Annotated in this window: 15 protein-coding genes; 7 read left to right on the forward strand and 8 right to left on the reverse strand. The window is 55.9% G+C overall.

What is annotated here, in order from left to right:
• Positions 1-52 precede the first annotated feature (52 nt).
• The 7 genes from B157_RS0107710 to dprA all read left to right on the forward strand — a co-directional run bounded on the left by B157_RS0107710 (position 53) and on the right by dprA (position 6,471).
• Positions 53-835 carry an NRDE family protein gene (locus B157_RS0107710; protein WP_020602779.1) on the forward strand — a complete coding sequence of 261 codons (783 nt, stop codon included), beginning with the start codon at positions 53-55 and terminating at the stop codon, positions 833-835.
• Positions 813-1,985: an ATP-grasp domain-containing protein gene (locus B157_RS0107715; RefSeq protein ID WP_020602780.1), complete on the forward strand. Its 1,173-nt coding sequence runs from the start codon at positions 813-815 to the stop codon at positions 1,983-1,985. The genes B157_RS0107710 and B157_RS0107715 overlap by 23 nt, the downstream gene beginning before the upstream one ends.
• Positions 1,982-2,605 carry a LysE family translocator gene (locus tag B157_RS0107720; protein WP_020602781.1) on the forward strand — a complete coding sequence of 208 codons (624 nt, stop codon included), beginning with the start codon at positions 1,982-1,984 and terminating at the stop codon, positions 2,603-2,605. Before B157_RS0107715 ends, B157_RS0107720 begins: the two co-directional genes overlap by 4 nt.
• Before the next feature lie 50 nt (positions 2,606-2,655).
• Positions 2,656-3,474, forward strand: coding sequence for an alpha/beta fold hydrolase (locus B157_RS34700; RefSeq protein WP_020602782.1), 819 nt, complete (start codon positions 2,656-2,658; stop codon positions 3,472-3,474).
• A 77-nt stretch (positions 3,475-3,551) separates the two neighbouring features.
• Positions 3,552-4,163, forward strand: a complete 612-nt coding sequence (locus B157_RS0107730) for a DUF4254 domain-containing protein (RefSeq protein ID WP_020602783.1) — start codon at positions 3,552-3,554, stop codon at positions 4,161-4,163.
• Positions 4,163-5,233, forward strand: coding sequence for a glycosyltransferase family 9 protein (locus B157_RS0107735; RefSeq protein ID WP_020602784.1), 1,071 nt, complete (start codon positions 4,163-4,165; stop codon positions 5,231-5,233). The genes B157_RS0107730 and B157_RS0107735 overlap by 1 nt, the downstream gene beginning before the upstream one ends.
• 113 nt (positions 5,234-5,346) lie before the next feature.
• Entirely contained in the window at positions 5,347-6,471 is a 1,125-nt protein-coding gene (gene dprA / locus B157_RS0107740) for a DNA-processing protein DprA (protein WP_020602785.1), read from the forward strand.
• Positions 6,472-6,492: 21 nt separating this feature from the next.
• Here dprA and B157_RS0107745 read toward each other — a convergent pair whose 3' ends face one another.
• From B157_RS0107745 to B157_RS0107780, 8 genes are all read right to left on the reverse strand, one after another.
• A complete protein-coding gene (locus B157_RS0107745) occupies positions 6,493-7,284 on the reverse strand; it encodes a glucosamine-6-phosphate deaminase (RefSeq protein WP_020602786.1) in 792 nt (263 codons plus the stop codon).
• The gene (nagA, locus tag B157_RS0107750; RefSeq protein WP_020602787.1) at positions 7,281-8,483 is read right to left on the reverse strand and encodes an N-acetylglucosamine-6-phosphate deacetylase; all 1,203 of its coding nucleotides are present in this window, start codon (positions 8,481-8,483) and stop codon (positions 7,281-7,283) included. The genes B157_RS0107745 and nagA overlap by 4 nt, the downstream gene beginning before the upstream one ends.
• Complete coding sequence (locus tag B157_RS0107755; protein ID WP_020602788.1) at positions 8,471-9,793, reverse strand: sugar MFS transporter; 1,323 nt, start codon at positions 9,791-9,793, stop codon at positions 8,471-8,473. Before B157_RS0107755 ends, nagA begins: the two co-directional genes overlap by 13 nt.
• A 15-nt stretch (positions 9,794-9,808) precedes the next feature.
• Positions 9,809-11,176, reverse strand: coding sequence for a Gfo/Idh/MocA family protein (locus tag B157_RS0107760; protein WP_020602789.1), 1,368 nt, complete (start codon positions 11,174-11,176; stop codon positions 9,809-9,811).
• 31 nt (positions 11,177-11,207) lie between these two features.
• Positions 11,208-12,218 (reverse strand): Gfo/Idh/MocA family protein, encoded by a 1,011-nt coding sequence (locus tag B157_RS0107765; protein WP_020602790.1) that lies wholly within the window; start codon positions 12,216-12,218, stop codon positions 11,208-11,210.
• 254 nt (positions 12,219-12,472) lie between these two features.
• Positions 12,473-13,771, reverse strand: a complete 1,299-nt coding sequence (locus B157_RS0107770) for a PQQ-dependent sugar dehydrogenase (protein ID WP_020602791.1) — start codon at positions 13,769-13,771, stop codon at positions 12,473-12,475.
• A gap of 21 nt (positions 13,772-13,792) precedes the next feature.
• Positions 13,793-14,995 carry a chromate efflux transporter gene (gene chrA / locus B157_RS0107775; RefSeq protein WP_020602792.1) on the reverse strand — a complete coding sequence of 401 codons (1,203 nt, stop codon included), beginning with the start codon at positions 14,993-14,995 and terminating at the stop codon, positions 13,793-13,795.
• A gap of 166 nt (positions 14,996-15,161) precedes the next feature.
• Complete coding sequence (locus B157_RS0107780; protein WP_020602793.1) at positions 15,162-16,121, reverse strand: isopenicillin N synthase family dioxygenase; 960 nt, start codon at positions 16,119-16,121, stop codon at positions 15,162-15,164.
• Positions 16,122-16,179 lie beyond the last annotated feature (58 nt).

Below are 16,179 nucleotides of genomic sequence, written 5' to 3' on the forward strand. Positions count from 1 at the left end.
AAAACAGGTACACGCTTTGCCTGTATGTTGAACAAACACAACGTATTTACTCATGTGTACGGTCACCTACCTGCCTTTGTCGCACGGCGGCTTCCTGCTCACGTCGAGCCGGGATGAACAGACCGCCCGCCCGGCGGCCCTGTTTCCCACAGTTCGTACACGGGCTAAACAGACGGTTTACTTTCCGCAGGACCCGCAAAGCACCGGCACCTGGATAGCAGCTTCGTCTCAGTTGACCGTTTGCCTGCTCAACGGGGCCTTTCGGGCGCATACGCCCCAGCCCCCCTACCGGCACAGCCGAGGTTTGGTAGCCCTATCCGTCTTTGATTACCCCTCCACGGCCGACTGGCTGGCCGGCTACAACTTCGCTAACCTGGAACCGTTCACCCTGGTTATCGTGCCATCGAAACAAGCTATCCGGTCACCCGGTAAGGCCAGCGCACATCCGGTAGAAAAATGCCGGGAAATCCGCTGGGATGGTCAGTTGACGCACAGCCGGATACTCGACCCGCAGATGCCCGCCATCTGGTCGTCGGCTACGCTTTACGATAATGCAGTAGCGGCCCGGCGGCAGCAGTGGTTCAGCGACTGGCTGTGGCAGCAACTACCCGGCGGGTTTACCCGGCAGGCTATCCGGGATTTTCACAAACAGGCCGGAGCGGGCGATACCAAAAACGCGGTGCGCATGAGCCGGCCCAACGGGCTGCAAACGGTGAGCCTGACAACGATTCAGCATGACGGCACGCAGGCCAGTATGTGTTACGAAGACTTCCTGACGAACACGGTACGCCACCAACCACTCACTCCTGCCTATGAACACGACCTTGCTCTCTAACCAGACCGACGAGTCGGTCAGCCCGCTGAACAGGAACCGGGTTACCCAACCAGCCACGAACCCCTTATCCACCCCTACCGGCTGGAAACGGCGGATCGAACCGGCCCGCCAATGGCTCACCCGCTTCCTGATTCGGTTGCGGCACTGGGAATACTGGCCGTTCGAGGTGGTATACGTCCCCGTTTTTGCGTACTACCTCTACCTGGCGGCCAAAGCCCGGTCGCTGTTTTTTTTCTCGGCGTCCAACCCCGCTATCGAGAGTGGTGGCCTGCTGGGCGAATCGAAAATAGCCATCATGGACATGATTGATGACCACTTCAAACCCAAAACCTTATTTTTTGGCGAACCCGTTTCGACCGATGAAGTCATCAACCGAATGCTGCTGACGGGGTTCTGGTTTCCCATTATTGCCAAACCCAACCAGGGTGAACGCGGCTGGCGGGTAGAAAAACTAACGTCCGAAGCCGAACTGACCCATTACCTGCTCGACAATCATATGGAACTGATTGTGCAGGAATACGTGGATGAACCCATCGAACTGGGGGTATTTTACCACCGGATGCCGGGGCAGCAAACCGGCACGATCTCGTCGGTGGTCCAGAAAGAATTTTTATCGGTCATGGGCGATGGTCAGTCGAGTCTACGGGCGTTGATTCAGCAGAATGACCGTGCCCTGCTACAACTACCCGTCTTAACCAAACGCTACGGCAGCCAACTGAATGAAGTACCGGCACGGGGCGTTGTTCGTCAACTGATGCCCATCGGGAACCACTGCCGGGGCACGAAATTTATAAACGCCAATTACCTGATCACGCCCGAACTGGTGGCGGTGTTCGACCGGATAAGCCTGCCCATCGAAGGCTTTTACTACGGGCGTTATGACCTCCGGTGCCATTCGGTGAGCGACCTGTACCGGGGAGAAACAATTCGCATCATGGAACTGAACGGGGCGGGTGCTGAACCGGCGCACATCTACCAGCCCGGCTTTTCTCTTTGGGAGGGCTGGCGCACGTTACTCCGGCACTGGTATATCCTGTACACCATCAGCCGGGAAAACCATCGGCGGGGGGTACCCTACATGACCATGCAGCAGGCCTGGTCTATCGGGTTGCGCATCCAGTCCTACAAAAAAACGGAATCCGGCCAATGAGCTATATAATCAGCACCTTTCTGGCCGGTTTGCTCGTCAGTTTTCTGGGCACCCTCCCACCGGGCGTACTCAACGTGACCGTTACGCGGATTACCCTGCAACAGGGACGCAAAGCCGCTTTCTGGTTCGTGCTGGCCTGTGGTCTGGTGGAGTGGGGCTATAGCTACCTGGCCGTGCGGCTGACGCAACTGGTTGTAGAAAACGGGGTTATCCGGTACCTGACCGATGGGCTGACGGCGGTGGTCTTGCTAATCATGGGCATCTACTACCTCCGTAAACCCGCTGCCCAGCCGGTGGCCAGTCAATCTGATGCGACTCCGTTTCGGCTTGGTGTCGGGCTGAGTCTGCTCAATCTGGCCGCCTTTCCCTTCTGGACTATTTATACGACCTTACTCATCCAGAAAGGGTGGGTTAGCCTGATGCACACGCCCGACCTGTTTATCTACGTAACGGGTATTGCCCTGGGTACGCTGGCCGGCTTATGGGTGTTTGTCTGGCTGAGTGGCCGTATCCGGTTGCTACTGACCAGCTACACCCACCGAATCGACCAGCTTACCGGTTTATTACTGGTCGGTTTATCCGTTGTTCAGAGTGTCATCTGGCTGGCCTATCCACTGTGAAGCAACGCAACGGGATGAAAAGACGCCCCTACCTAATCACGGGAGTACTGATGGGAACGTTACTGCTGCTGGCCCAGGGTTGTATGCGCTTCAGAACGAGCGACCAGGAAGCTGTAGCTGATTTCGCGATGGGGGGGCTGACGCTTATCCCCCACAGGCTGGCCATTGGCCATCGAACCATGCACTATATGGCCATTGGAGCACCCGATCAGCCCACACTGGTTTTTGTACATGGGTCACCCGGAAGCTGGGATGCGTTCAGTACCTACCTGAAAGACAGTTTATTACGGGAACGTTATCGAATGGTCAGCCTGGATCGGCCGGGGTTTGGTTATAGTGACTTTGGCGACGCGGTCGGCATTCAGCAACAGTCTGAGTTGATCAGTCCAGTACTACAGCAACTGAATAATGGCCAACCCATGTACCTGATTGGGCACAGCCTGGGTGGACCGATGGTGATCAAACTGGCCGCCGACAATCCCGATTTGCCCATACGCGGACTGGTTATACTGGCGGGGTCTGTTTCTCCCTCCGACGAGCCGCCCGAACGGTGGCGGTACGTACTCGACGTACCACTCCTTCGACTCCTGTTGCCGGGTGCCATGCGTCCCAGCAATCACGAACTGACACTGTTCAAGCAGGATGTTATTACCCTGCAACCGGCTTTTGCCCGCGTCACCTGCCCCGTTTTTATCCTGCACGGTGATAAAGACCCCCTGGTGCCACCGCCCAATGCGCTATATGCCCGGAGAATGCTGGTCAATTCAACCCACGTTGAGCTGATCTGGCTGAAAGGAGCCAACCACTTTATTCCCTGGACGCGCTACAACTACATTCGGGCGGTGTTACTCCGGCTGGACAAACCATAACCAGCTACCCGCCATACCGGGAGTACAGGCCCACTTTTTCGATCAAAACCCATATCTTTGCGGCTGATTAACGACTCATGGACGCTACGTTTGCCAACGACATTTTTCGCGAGAGTATTCAGACCTATCACCAGACCGACCAGGTCGATACTCCCCTTCGTAACCCGTATTCCCCGAACGGCATTGCCTTTCTGCTGTACCAGAAAAACTGGATCGACACGGTGCAGTGGCACCTCGAAGACCTCATCCGAAGCCCATCCATCCGCCCCGACGAACTGGTAGCCATCAAACGGCGAATCGACCAGTCGAACCAGGACCGGACCGACACCGTGGAGCAGATAGACAGCTGGTTTGTCGATCTGTTTTATGGCATCATCCCCAAACCGGAAGCCCGGATGAACTCCGAAACGCCCGCCTGGCTCCTCGACCGGATGTCGATTCTGCAACTCAAACTATACCACTTCCGGGAGCAGGTTGACCGGCAGACTGTTTCGGACGAACACCGCCAGAAAGCGCAGCAAAAGCTGGCCGTACTGACGGAGCAGGAGCAGGATTTAGCCCGCTGCTTCGACGAGTTGATGGAGGACATCCGCAACGGCGACCGCTACATGAAGGTGTACCGGCAGATGAAGATGTATAACGATCCCACCCTGAACCCGGTCCTGTACGGCACGGCATCAAAAGCCTGATGGAGCCGATCAGGAAGCAGATTCTCCTTCTTCGTTTTTCGGCTATGGGCGACGTGGCCCTGCTGGCTCCCGTTGTGCAGGCATTCACCCAACGCTACCCCGACGTACCCATTACGCTGGTTACGCGGCCAAAATTTGCCATATTTTTCAGTGGTTTTCCTAACGTGCATATCGTGGAGGCCGACTTCAACGAGCGGCACAAAGGGTTTGGGGGACTGGTTCGGTTGTTTGGGGAGTTACGGCAACTGGCTCCGGTGGGCATGGTGGTAGATGCCCACCAGAATCTGCGTTCGGGCGTATTGAAAGGTCTATTCCGGCTCATCGGCGTACCTTCCGTCACCATTGACAAAGGAAGGGACGAAAAAAAAGCCCTCACCCGGAAAGAAAATAAAGTACGCCGGCAACTGCCGCATAGTGTAGACCGTTACGCCCAGACATTCGACCGGGCTGGCTTTGCGCTCCAGCCCGCCCGCCCCTTTCAGTTTCCGCCGACTCCTTCCGCCGACTCCGAACTGGCTTCTTTTTTTGATCGGTGCGCTTTACTCAGTAAACCCCGCCCCTGGCTTGGCATCGCCCCGTTTGCCCAGCACACTCAGAAAATGTGGCCCTTTGACCGGTTCGCTCCGTTACTGGCAACCCTGTTCGCGGGCCCACCCCTAACCGTTTTTCTATTCGGTGGGGGGGCGGCAGAAATAGTTCAGCTGGAAACCCTGCGGCAGAAGTTTCCGCAGGTGATATTGGTGGCGGGTCAGCTTTCCATGGCGGCTGAACTAGCACTCATCCGTCAACTCGACGGAATGCTGTGCATGGATTCGGGTAATATGCACCTGGCGGCTTTGAGTGGGGTTCCCGTACTATCCATCTGGGGTGCCACTCACCCCGATGCGGGCTTCGGTCCCTGGGGGCAGGGCGATGAAGCCGTTTTGCAGATACCAGCCGACGTACTGACCTGTCGTCCCTGCTCCGTTTTTGGCAATAAGCCCTGCTGGCGCGGTGATCTGGCTTGCCTGAACGATATTTCCGTCGATGCCTTAGCGGAAAGAGTAAAAAAGATCCTCTCGCTGGCTTAATTTGCAGGTGGTTTATAGTTTATTGTTAGCTGATACGTTCCTCTGTCCTGAGTCGGCCAACGACAAACAAGAGACGACAAACCACAAATTATAAGCCAGTAACCTTCTGCTACGTGTCCACCGATACTCACCATCAAATTGCGCTGACGCTCGTTCCCGGCGTGGGCAGCATCCTCATCCGGCAACTCATCAGCTACTGCGGCTCGGCGCCCGACGTATTCCGGTCTCCGTTAGCGCGGCTGATGAAGGTACCCGGCATCGGTGAAGTAACCGCCCGCGCCATCCTCAAACCGGGTGCGCTGACCGAAGCGGAACAGGTAATGAACCGCCTGTCGACGATGGGGGCGCAAGCCCTGTTTTATACCGACAAGGCGTACCCCGCCCGGCTGAAAGCCCTGTACGATGCTCCCGCCCTGCTGTATTACCAGGGTTCGGGCGAGTTGAATGCGCTGCGCACCATCGGGATTGTTGGCACCCGCCAGGCCACCGATTACGGGCGACGGATTACGGGCGAAATTATCGACGCCATAGCCCCCTACGGCGTCAGCGTTATCAGTGGACTGGCATACGGCATCGACATTGCCGCCCACCGCAACAGTCTGGTAGCCGGTTTACCCACCATTGGCGTCATGGCCAGCGGTCTGGACGTTATTTATCCCAACGTTCACAAAAAGACCGCGCAGGAAATGCTCGTAACGGGTGGCCTGCTCTCAGAAAGTCAGCCCGGCACCAAACCCGATGCCCATCTGTTCCCGGCCCGCAACCGGATTATTGCGGGCCTAAGCGACGTGGTGGTAGTGGTGGAAGCCGCCACCAAAGGCGGGGCACTCATCACGGCCGAATATGCCAATAACTACCACCGGGAGGTTTTTGCCGTGCCCGGTCAGTTGACGCAGACTTTTTCGGCAGGGTGTAACAAACTAATCCGGGAAAATAAAGCGCAGATTTATACCAGCCCGAAAGATATCATTGAAACCCTTAACTGGGACCAGGTGGCGCGGGGACTCAATGAGCAGACGTTACGGAAACCGTCCCTGCCACCCCTGCCGGTGGATATGACAGAGGAAGAAAGTCAGGTGATGGCTCTGTTGCGCCAGTCGGTGGATGTACACATCGACGAACTAAGCTGGAAGAGCCAGATTCCGATGGGCCGACTGGCTTCCCTCCTGCTCAGCCTGGAATTTCGGGGATTTGTGCGCTCGCTGCCCGGCAAGAAATACGCCGTCGTGTACGTGTGATAAAACCGGACCTTTCCAGACCTAACGGCTTTCCCAGTATAGTTTGGCACTATCCTGATCGATAAACAGGGTCGTATCGGGATGCGACCGCAGGCAGGTAGACGGGTATTTTTCCGAAATAGCCTCAACCAGCGTATGGTAAATGGCCTGCGCCTTGTGGCGACCGGGTACCATGCAAAACAGATGAGGTGCCCGGATGAGTGCCGGAATCGTTAGGGTCAGGGCCTGCTCCGGTACCTGCTCCAGCGAAGCAAAACAACCATCATGTACCTGCTGCACCCGGCTCGTCTGGTCCAGTTGCACGGGTTTCACCAGGTCGGGGTCGTTGAAATCGGCCACGTGGGGGTCGTTGAAGGCGATGTGGCAATTTTCGCCGATACCCAGGCACACCATATCCGTGGGGTATTGTTCCAGCAGGGCGCTGTACCGCTGTCGTTCCGTTTCCAGATCGGGGGCGTTTCCGTTGATGTAAAACACCTCCCCTATGGAGACTTTATCGAAAAGCCGCTGTTTCAGGTAGCGCCCGAAATTCTGCGGGGCATCGTCGGGCAGTCCGAGGTATTCGTCCATGTGAAACGCCCGAACGCGCTGCCAGTCAATGTCATGTTCCTGCACCAGCGCATCCAGAAATTCATTCTGGGACGGGGCCGAGGCAAAGATCATATTGACAAATGATTGTTTCCGGGTCAATTCCCGGATTGTATCCCCCACGGCCCGTGCGGCCAGCTGGCCTAATTCAGGTCGGTTTTTGGCTATGTTGACCTGTAGTTTGTCAACCTGGAATGGCTGGTTAGCCGGTATTGCTGACGTCATGTGGTTACCTGGTATTTATCGGTAGTTGAATGGACTAGTTCCCCCCCTACAATGGTCGAGTGAATGGTTAACTGGTCGTCGAAAATAACGATATCCGCATCTTTCCCCACGGCCAGCGTCCCTTTCCGATTGTCGACACCCATGATGCGGGCGGGCGTGGTGCTGGCCATCCGAACGGCATCCGGCAGGGAAACATCGGCCATTTGTACCATGTTGCGGACGAGCCGGTTTGTGGTGGCCACGCTTCCGGCGAAAGCGGTTCGGTCGGGCAGCTTGGCCACGCCGTCTTCCACAATCACCTTCAGGCCGTTTTTCTGCGAGCCGAGGGTACTTTCACCTTCCGGCATACCGGCAGCCCGCATGGCATCGGTAATCAACGCGGTTCGGTCGGCCCCTTTTATTTTGTACACCAGTTTGAGCAACGGCGGAGGTAGGTGGACCCCATCGGCAATGATTTCAACATCCATATCCAGCAGAAACGCACTCTCGACTACCCCGGCATAGCGATAAGCGTTCCGGCGCGTCACGCCCGACATGCACGAGTACAGGTGCGTTGCCAGCGAGTAACCCGCTTCGTAAGCCAGCAGTACCTCTTCGTAAATAGCGTCGGTATGGGCTACGGCGGCCAGAATTCCTTTCTCCCGCAGCCGTCGGCCAAAGGGAATGGCACCGGGTAACTCCGGGGCGGCACTCCACCGCACAATGGACGATGAATAGGCCAGGATTTCTTCGTACTCCCGCGGGTCGGGGTTGCGGATGTACCGTGGGTCCTGCGCTCCCCGCTGACTCTGCGCCAGATAAGGCCCTTCCAGGTGCATACCCAGGAGATTTGCCCCGCGGGGGTTGTTTCGGCGGGCCTGCTCAAAAGCATCCAGCGTCTTGAACAGATCCTCTTTTTCGGCCGTGAGGGTGGTGGGCACCAGCGAGGTTGTGCCGTAGCGGGCGTGCAATTCGGCGATGGTCAGAAAAGCGGCTTCGGTGCCATCCATAAAGTCGCAGCCCCCACCGCCATGCACGTGAATATCGATAAAGCCGGGAGCGATGTAGCGGCCACCCGCATCCAGTTCCGTGGCATCCGGCACGTCCACCTCACGCTCATGAACGCCCACAATAAGGCCATCCTGAATAACCAGGGTGCCCCCCCGAATAAGCCGGTAGGGTGTGATGAGTATGCCGTTTGTAATTTTCAGAAGCCCCATGTCCGTACTTTATGGCCTTTAATGGCGTAAAAAACCAGGTACAGGTAACAGGGCAACAGCACCCAGTAGGCCGTTCGGAGGTCGAACCGGTCGGCAAAGTACCCGTAGAACAGGGGTAAAATGGCGTTGCCGCACAGCCCCATAATCAGGATAGAAGCCCCCAGTTTGGTAAACCGCCCCAGCCCATCCAGCGCCAGCGGCCAGATACCCGCCCATATTAACGAGTTGGCCAGCCCCAGCAGTACCACAAACCAGATGGACACATCGGCCGCGTGGCCAAGCAGGGTTACCGGACCACGGGCAAAAATAATGAGCAGCGTAAACAGCGTTCCCAGCCCGGTACAAATCCGCAACGCATTGACCTGACTGATGAAACGGGGAATGGCGATAATGCCCAGCACGTAGCCGCAAATGGTGCAGAACAGCGTGTATGACGGAAAGACTTTAGCCTCCAGCAGGTTGATACCCATCGACCCGGCATAGCCGATAATGGTGTCGATGGCAATGACTTGTGTACCCACGTGCAGGAAGATGGCCATGGCTCCCAGCACCAGGTGCGGAAACTGGACAATGCTGGTTTTTTGAGCGTTAGCGGTCGCCACGTCCGGGCTTTCCTGTTCCGTGTTTAGTTCGGGAAGGGGTGATCGGTAGACCAGGTAGCCCAGCACCAGAAGAAAGGTGCCCAGCACGGCGTAGGGCAGCATTACCCGGCGCACCAGTTCGTCCAGGGCCGCTCCCCGTTCCGCTGGTCCCATGTTCCCCAGTTGAGCGAATAAATCGGTATCGGTGGGGCGCAGGATAACAGCGGCAAATACCAGTGGCGACAGGATACCAGCGGCCTTGTTGCAGATACCCATGAGGCTGATTCGCTGGGCAGCCCGTTCCTGCGGCCCCAGAATGGTAATATACGGGTTGGCGGCCGTTTGCAGAATAGACAATCCGATGCCAATGGTAAACAACCCCATCAGAAAAAAGCCATAAGTGCGGGTCTGGGCCGCGGGAATGAAAATAAATGCCCCCAGCGCCATCACCCAGAAACCGATCATCATCCCTTTTTTGAACCCGACCGCTTTGAGCAGGTAGGAGGCCGGCACCGACATGATGAAGTAGGCGATGTAAAAGGCAAAGGCCACCAGATAAGCCTGAAAACTGGTCAGTTCGCAGGCTATTTTAAAGTACGGAATCAGGATTGAATTGACCCACGACACGAAACCGAATATAAAAAACATAATCCCGATGAGCCCGATGGATACCAGTGTATCCCGACGGGTAAGGTTACTGGCATCAATGGGTATCGCAGCTGCTTTCATAGTACATTACAGACTTTAGACGGTAGGTTCCCAGCCTTTCTGGTAGTCCCGTTGCCAGAGTTTTTGGGCTTCCGGGTTGTTTTTGATGTGGCCGTTGGCGGGGTCGATGGTCAGCATACCGCCGGAGCGCAGGGCAATGTTTCCCAACTGTGCCAGCAGCGTACTCTGATGACCGCCCACAATATCGGAAGCCAGGGCCGTCCCTTCCTTGATTCCGTCGAAGAAGTTCTGGATGTGGATCGCGTCCAGCGCCTGCGAGGGGTCCATCCGATTGCGGGGGTCGATGACGAGATCATTTTTCACAGCCTTGACCAGTTTATTTTCCAGGTCGAACACTTTGTACGAGTTACCCGATTCGATAAGGACCGAACCCGTCTCCCCGTAAAAGATTACCCCAACACTGGTGCCCTCCACGGTGCGTCCATTGCAGCTTCGCCCCTCCCACGTCATGGCTGTGTTGTTGGGAAACTCCAGACTGATTACCTGCGTGTCGGGCGTTTGCCAGTCGTCCTTGTAGCGGTAACGCCCACCGGACGATGTGACTTTGGTGGGATAGGTTACGCCCAGGCCCCAGCGCATCAGGTCGAGCATATGGGTGCCGTTATTGAGGGCTTCGCCGGTGCCCCAGTGCCAGAACCAGTGCCAGTTGTAATGCAGGATATTGTCTTTGAAGGCCCGCCGGGGTGCGGGGCCCTGCCACAGGTCGTAATTCAGCCAGGCCGGTACGGGGGCTTCTTTACCAATACCAATCGATGGCCGGTTGTTGGTGTACCAGCCCTTCACAAAGTAAGGCCGACCGATGGCCCCGCTGTGGACTTCCTGAATAGCCTGTGCCACATTGGGCCACGACCGGCGCTGATTGCCCATCTGAATCACGTTCTTATAGTTCTTCGCGACCGCCACCAGCAGTTCACCCTCGTGGGGGTTATGACTACACGGCTTTTCGAGGTAAACGTGCTTCCCGGCTTTAGACGCGAGGATGGCGGCCGGTGCGTGCCAGTGGTCGGGGGCGGCAATCACCAGCGCGTCCAGGTCCTTATCCTCCAGCGCCTTCCGGAAATCGGGTTGATTTTTCGGCTTCGACTGCTGAATACGTTCTACTGTTGCCAGGCATTTATCAGCCGCCCGACTATCCACATCCGAAACGGAGATGACTTCACAGTTGGGCTGAAGGGCGAAGTTACCGGCCAGTGCCAGTCCCCGGCTGTTGACGCCCATCATGCCCACCCGAACCTTTTCGTTGGCGCCCAGAATACGTGCGTAACTCCGGGCACTAAAACCGGGCAGCACCCCTCCTGCCGACAGCACAGCGGTAGCCGTAATCGTTTTTTTGATGAACGTCCGGCGGGCATTGTCGGGGCTGGTCGATTGGGGAGTATCCATAGAGATTATCGTTTTCTATCTGGTCAGGGGCTTACTTTTTTACTTTTTCGAATACGCTGGCCAGAGTCACAGAGGCACCACCGCGCCGTTTACTTTCGTCGGCGGCTTCCATGAACGCAAACAGCTCAATGGTTTCTTCGGGCGATACGGGCGGGATGCCGGTTTCGAAGTACCTGATGATTTCCGTCAGCAGCGGCTCGTAGCCATTGTAGGGCCCCAGCCGGACGTTGCCGGATGTCAGGTAAACCGTTCCACCGTAGTCGTGCTTGCCCGTTCGGGTTCCCCGGAAGGTACCGATTCGCCCGTCGGCCCAGGTTCCCGTTACGACATCCGTGCTGTCCGTATGCGTCCGCACCACCGACTGGCAACCCGTTCCCATGGCGGCATAGAGCGCTTCAACTCCGTGAATACCGTACCAGAACAGATCGGGATGCGTTTTTTCCAGCACCGCCGGACTAAACGTATCGGCCCCCAGAACATGGCTTTTATCAATACCCGCCATGCCGGTGATGTACCGAAGGGACGACGCCGAAAAGAGGGGAATTTTATAGCTTCCTGACGCGTCAAAAATAGCGACAACGTCGGCCAGCGAAGCGGCCATGGGTTTGTCGATAAACACACGTTTTCCGGCTTTCAGCACGGGCATGACCTGTTCCCGGTGCAGCCGTCCGTCATTGGTTTCCAGGAGGACAACGTCCACGTTTTTGAGCAGTTCATCAATCGAATTCACGATGGCAACCCCCTGCTTTTCCACTTCCTCCGTGTAGCCTGGTATCCGTTTCGCGCTGCTTTCAATATCCCGGCTACCATACGGATAAGCCGCCACAACTTTATACCCTTTGTAGTCGGCACTGGCTCCGGCACTGTTGAGCACCTTCACGAAGGCCGTACTGTGGGACGTATCCAGTCCGATCATACCAACCCGTTTACCCGTTTCAACCGGGTCAATAGTCAGCCAGTCAAGGCGGGGCGTAGTCAACATTATACTACTGAGGGCGGCATTCCGGACAAATGTTCTTCGCGTCTGAATCAGAGGGTCCATGCAAGTACGAACTGGCTAAGGAAGCGGGCTACTAAAGCCGCTATCCATCTACTAAAGCCATTGGGGTCGGTTCTATAATGATGTTAGCGTCTATCAGGTTTCGGCAAGCCATTTTTTAACGAGGCTGGCGAGGAATATCTTCGTCCGTAACTGCTGCTATACCTGCATAAATACCTCATCCTCAACAAAAAAGAGCAGCACGCAATGTCCTGCTCTTTTTTCATCAAAGTACCCGGCTGTTGAGTCAACCTCCCTTACCGGCTGATGCGGAGAATACGACCCTGTGCATCATCGGTAATGAGGTAGATAGACCCGTCAGCGGCCTGCGTCACGTAGCGCATCCGCTGTTTCTGATCGACCAGTAACTGCTCCTCTCCTACTACCCGGTTGTTCTCAATCACCAGCCGGTCCAGGTGCATACCCCGGAGGGCGGCTACGAACAGGTTGTTTTTCCATTCGGGAAACATGGTACCCGTATAAAACATAATACCACTGGGGGCAATGGATGGGTCCCAGTAATAGACCGGCTGTTCCATGCCTTCCTGCATTGTTTTGCCCCCGTTTACCGGTTCGCCACTGTATTCGATGCCGTAGGCAATAAAGGGCCAGCCGTAATCAGCACCCGGACGAATAATGTTGAGTTCATCCCCCGCGTTGGGACCGTGTTCACTTTCCCAGAGGTCGCCGGTTTGCGGGTGGAAAGCCAGTCCCTGCGGATTCCGGTGGCCCATCGACCAGATTTCGGGCAGGGCTTTCGGATTACCATTGGCCGTTGTCCTATAAGGATTATCGGCAGCAGCCGTTCCGTCTTTATTAATTCGGATTATTTTTCCCAGCGACGAATCGAGTGCCTGTGCTTTCTTGCGAATTTCGTCGTCGAATCGCTCCCCGAAGGTAACGTACAGACGTCCCTGCGCGTCGAACAGCATCCGGGAGCCATTGTGGTTAGGACCACTGTATACGGGCGATGCGCGGTAAATAACCTGCACATTTTCCAGTTTCGTTTCGTCGGTCGACAGGCGGGCGCGGGCTACGGAGGTAACGCTACCGCCCGCAACGGGCTCTACATAGCACCAGAAAACCTGCCGGGTCGTAGCAAAGTCCGGGTCGAGTTTAACGTCGTATAACCCACCATCACCTTCAGCGCGAACGGCGGGAACACCGGCAATTTCTTTCCCCACCACCCCCTGCTGTGTCACGATGCGCATCGTTCCTCTTTTTTCCGTCACCAGCATCCGGCCATCGGGCAGAAATACCAGCCCCCAGGGTTGAACCAGCCCGCTGGCCACGGTCGTCACGGTAAATGTCGTCGTTGATTTTATGCTGCCAATCCTTGTTTGCCCCGGAAAAGCAGGTCGCTGATCCTTCGCCATCGTTGGCCGCGTTTCAACAGGCGCCCCCGTTTCGGAGCGGGGCGATGTGACGGCCCGGTTCTGACTGAAACCGGCATAACTGGTCAGCACAAGAACCATTGTCAGGCAACCGATAAAGGGCATCCTTACACGGGTAGCCAGCACCAGGGTATTCATCAACAGGTCAGAAAAAGAGTTCATAGAGCAATTAGTAAGTTTTTTTCATAGCAACACGCCAGCGACTAATCCAACCAGAATCAGCGCGTAGGGAGGAATTTTCGTGTACAGTAATACCCCCATGGTAAGCAATACAACGACGACCGATGGCCAGTGCGGGGCCATTGGCTCGAACAGGGCGATGGCCGCAGCAGCCGTTAAACCGGTACTGGCCGCGTTGATACCACTCAGGGAAGCCCGTACCACGCGGTAGCGTTTGAGTTGCTCCCAAAACCGGTACACAAAGAAAATAAGGAACGTACCGGGCAGGAAAATACCGGCGGTAGATACCACACTACCCCAGAACTGCCCCTGCATGCCCATGTCCCGCAGGGAGAGTGCGCCAATGTACGAAGCAAAGGAAAATACGGGGCCGGGCATGGCCTGAACCAGCCCCAGCCCCGACAGAAACTCCTCGCGGGTGAGGTAGTGCTTAAACGCCACAAATTCGTTATACAGCATGGGGGTCAGCACCTGCCCGCCCCCAAATACGAAACTGCCGTTCCGGTAGAAGTTCTCGAACAGCCGCACAGGCAGCAACTGCGTGTAGGCTCCCAGTAAAGCCGCCCCGATGAACACGCCCAGCCATAGAAAAAAATTAGCCCACTGCACACGCAGGGGCTGCTTCTCCATCCGTTTCTGTTTCTGATAGGTCAGGGCCGTAATCAAACCACCGGCCGCAATAACGAAGGGAGTCATAAACGGCGACCGGAACAGATAGGCCACGAGCGTGGCAGTCAGGGCCAGGGCCAGTGTTATTTTGTCTTTGATAACCTTCTGCCCGATTCGGTACCCGGCCACGACCATAAACCCAACGGCCATGGGCTGAATGAACCGGGTAAATTGCAGAGACAACTGGTGTTTTTCCAGGTAGTAAATCCCCATCCCGGCTGCCGTCATTACACTAACGGCGGGCAACACCCAGATGAGCAGGGTAAGGTAAGCGAGGTTGGGGCCACCGATTTTAAACCCCAAAGCCGTGATCGTCTGTGTGGAGGTTGGCCCCGGCAGCACCTGCCCCAGTGCGTTCAGTTCCAGCAGTTCCTCTTCGGTCAGATAGCGTCGTTTCTGAACCAGTCGTTCATAAAACATGGCCAGGTGTACCTGCGGCCCGCCGAACGTGGTAAGCGCAAGAATCAGTACATCTTTCAGGAAGATGAAATACCGGATTCGGCGTACGGGCTGGGCAGTCGTTAAGTAGGGCAGCATACTACTTTAGGTCATTTAGGTATCATTCCTGGTCATTGGTTGTCATTCAATGGTCATTCCAGGTCGTATGTGAGTCGCTCTAACATACATAAACCACATATTGACCAAAAAATAACCATCAATACAATGAAATGACAACCAATGACTACTAAATAACCATTAATGACTACTTTTTCTTAAGCCCCAGTTCCATCAGTCGCTCATCCAGAAATGCCCCGGCGGTCATGTCGACATACAGTTTTGGGTGCTGGGTGTCCACGCAACTATCCAGACAGCTCAGGTTCATCTCGGCGCGGGGATGCATAAAGAAGGGGATCGAATACCGCGACTGGTTCATCTTCTCCCGCGGTGGGTTCACCACCTGGTGAATGGTCGACTTCAGTTTGTGGTTGGTGAGCCGGTCAAGCATATCGCCCACGTTCACCACTACCTGATCGGGCAGGGCGGTAATGCCAATCCATTTGCCATCGCGCCGGAGCACTTCCAGCCCATCGGCCGAAGCACCCATCAGCAGCGTAATTAGGTTAATGTCGCCGTGCGCAGCCGCCCGAACGGCTCCGTCGGGCGTTTTGTCGGGGTCGAGGGGGAAGTAATGCAACGCCCGCAGAATGCTGTCGCCATTACGAACTTTATCGTCGAAGTAATTTTCGGGCAGTTCAAGGTATAGCGCAATGGCCCGCAGGAGTTGTTTCCCGGCGTTTTCGAGGGTTCGGTACGCCGTTACGGTTGCTTCCCCGAATTCGGGGTATTCTTCGGGCAGAATATTGGCGGGCATGTCCCCTTCCGGCTCCGGTTGCCCAATGTGGTAGAACTCTTTCAGATCGGCCACTTTAAATCCTTTGGCGGTTTCCTTTCCTTTGCCAATGTAGCCGCGCTGCCCGTTCAGTTCCGGGTGCTCGTACTGCTGCTTAACGCTGTCGGGCGAGGAGAAAAAAGCCTGCGCCGACGAATAGAGTTTCTTCGTCAGTTCTTCCGTCAGGCCGTGGTTGCGGATAGCCACAAAACCAATTTGATTAAAAGCCCGGCCCAGGTCCTGCACGAAGCGCGCTTTTCTGTCGGGGTCACCGGACGTAAAATCTGCCAGATCCAGTGACGGTATTTCGTTATATAATTCCTCTGTAGCCATTGTTGATACTCAATTTAGGCAAAAATACAAAAGATTACCCAAACGCAGCGATTCGCTT

This window comes from Spirosoma spitsbergense DSM 19989 (assembly GCF_000374085.1).
Lineage (GTDB): Bacteria > Bacteroidota > Bacteroidia > Cytophagales > Spirosomataceae > Spirosoma > Spirosoma spitsbergense.

Excerpts from the sequence above, each read along its gene's own strand:
- B157_RS0107720 (WP_020602781.1), top strand. The coding sequence starts at position 1,982 with ATGAGCTATATAATCAGCACCTTTCTGGCCGGTTTGCTCGTCAGTTTT.
- B157_RS0107715 (WP_020602780.1), top strand. The coding sequence starts at position 813 with ATGAACACGACCTTGCTCTCTAACCAGACCGACGAGTCGGTCAGCCCG.
- B157_RS34700 (WP_020602782.1), top strand. The coding sequence starts at position 2,656 with ATGGGAACGTTACTGCTGCTGGCCCAGGGTTGTATGCGCTTCAGAACG.
- B157_RS0107730 (WP_020602783.1), top strand. The coding sequence starts at position 3,552 with ATGGACGCTACGTTTGCCAACGACATTTTTCGCGAGAGTATTCAGACC.
- chrA (WP_020602792.1), bottom strand. The coding sequence starts at position 14,995 with ATGCTGCCCTACTTAACGACTGCCCAGCCCGTACGCCGAATCCGGTAT.
- B157_RS0107710 (WP_020602779.1), top strand. The coding sequence starts at position 53 with ATGTGTACGGTCACCTACCTGCCTTTGTCGCACGGCGGCTTCCTGCTC.
- B157_RS0107755 (WP_020602788.1), bottom strand. The coding sequence starts at position 9,793 with ATGAAAGCAGCTGCGATACCCATTGATGCCAGTAACCTTACCCGTCGG.
- B157_RS0107760 (WP_020602789.1), bottom strand. The coding sequence starts at position 11,176 with ATGGATACTCCCCAATCGACCAGCCCCGACAATGCCCGCCGGACGTTC.
- nagA (WP_020602787.1), bottom strand. The coding sequence starts at position 8,483 with ATGGGGCTTCTGAAAATTACAAACGGCATACTCATCACACCCTACCGG.
- B157_RS0107770 (WP_020602791.1), bottom strand. The coding sequence starts at position 13,771 with ATGAACTCTTTTTCTGACCTGTTGATGAATACCCTGGTGCTGGCTACC.
- B157_RS0107735 (WP_020602784.1), top strand. The coding sequence starts at position 4,163 with ATGGAGCCGATCAGGAAGCAGATTCTCCTTCTTCGTTTTTCGGCTATG.
- B157_RS0107780 (WP_020602793.1), bottom strand. The coding sequence starts at position 16,121 with ATGGCTACAGAGGAATTATATAACGAAATACCGTCACTGGATCTGGCA.
- B157_RS0107765 (WP_020602790.1), bottom strand. The coding sequence starts at position 12,218 with ATGGACCCTCTGATTCAGACGCGAAGAACATTTGTCCGGAATGCCGCC.
- B157_RS0107745 (WP_020602786.1), bottom strand. The coding sequence starts at position 7,284 with ATGACGTCAGCAATACCGGCTAACCAGCCATTCCAGGTTGACAAACTA.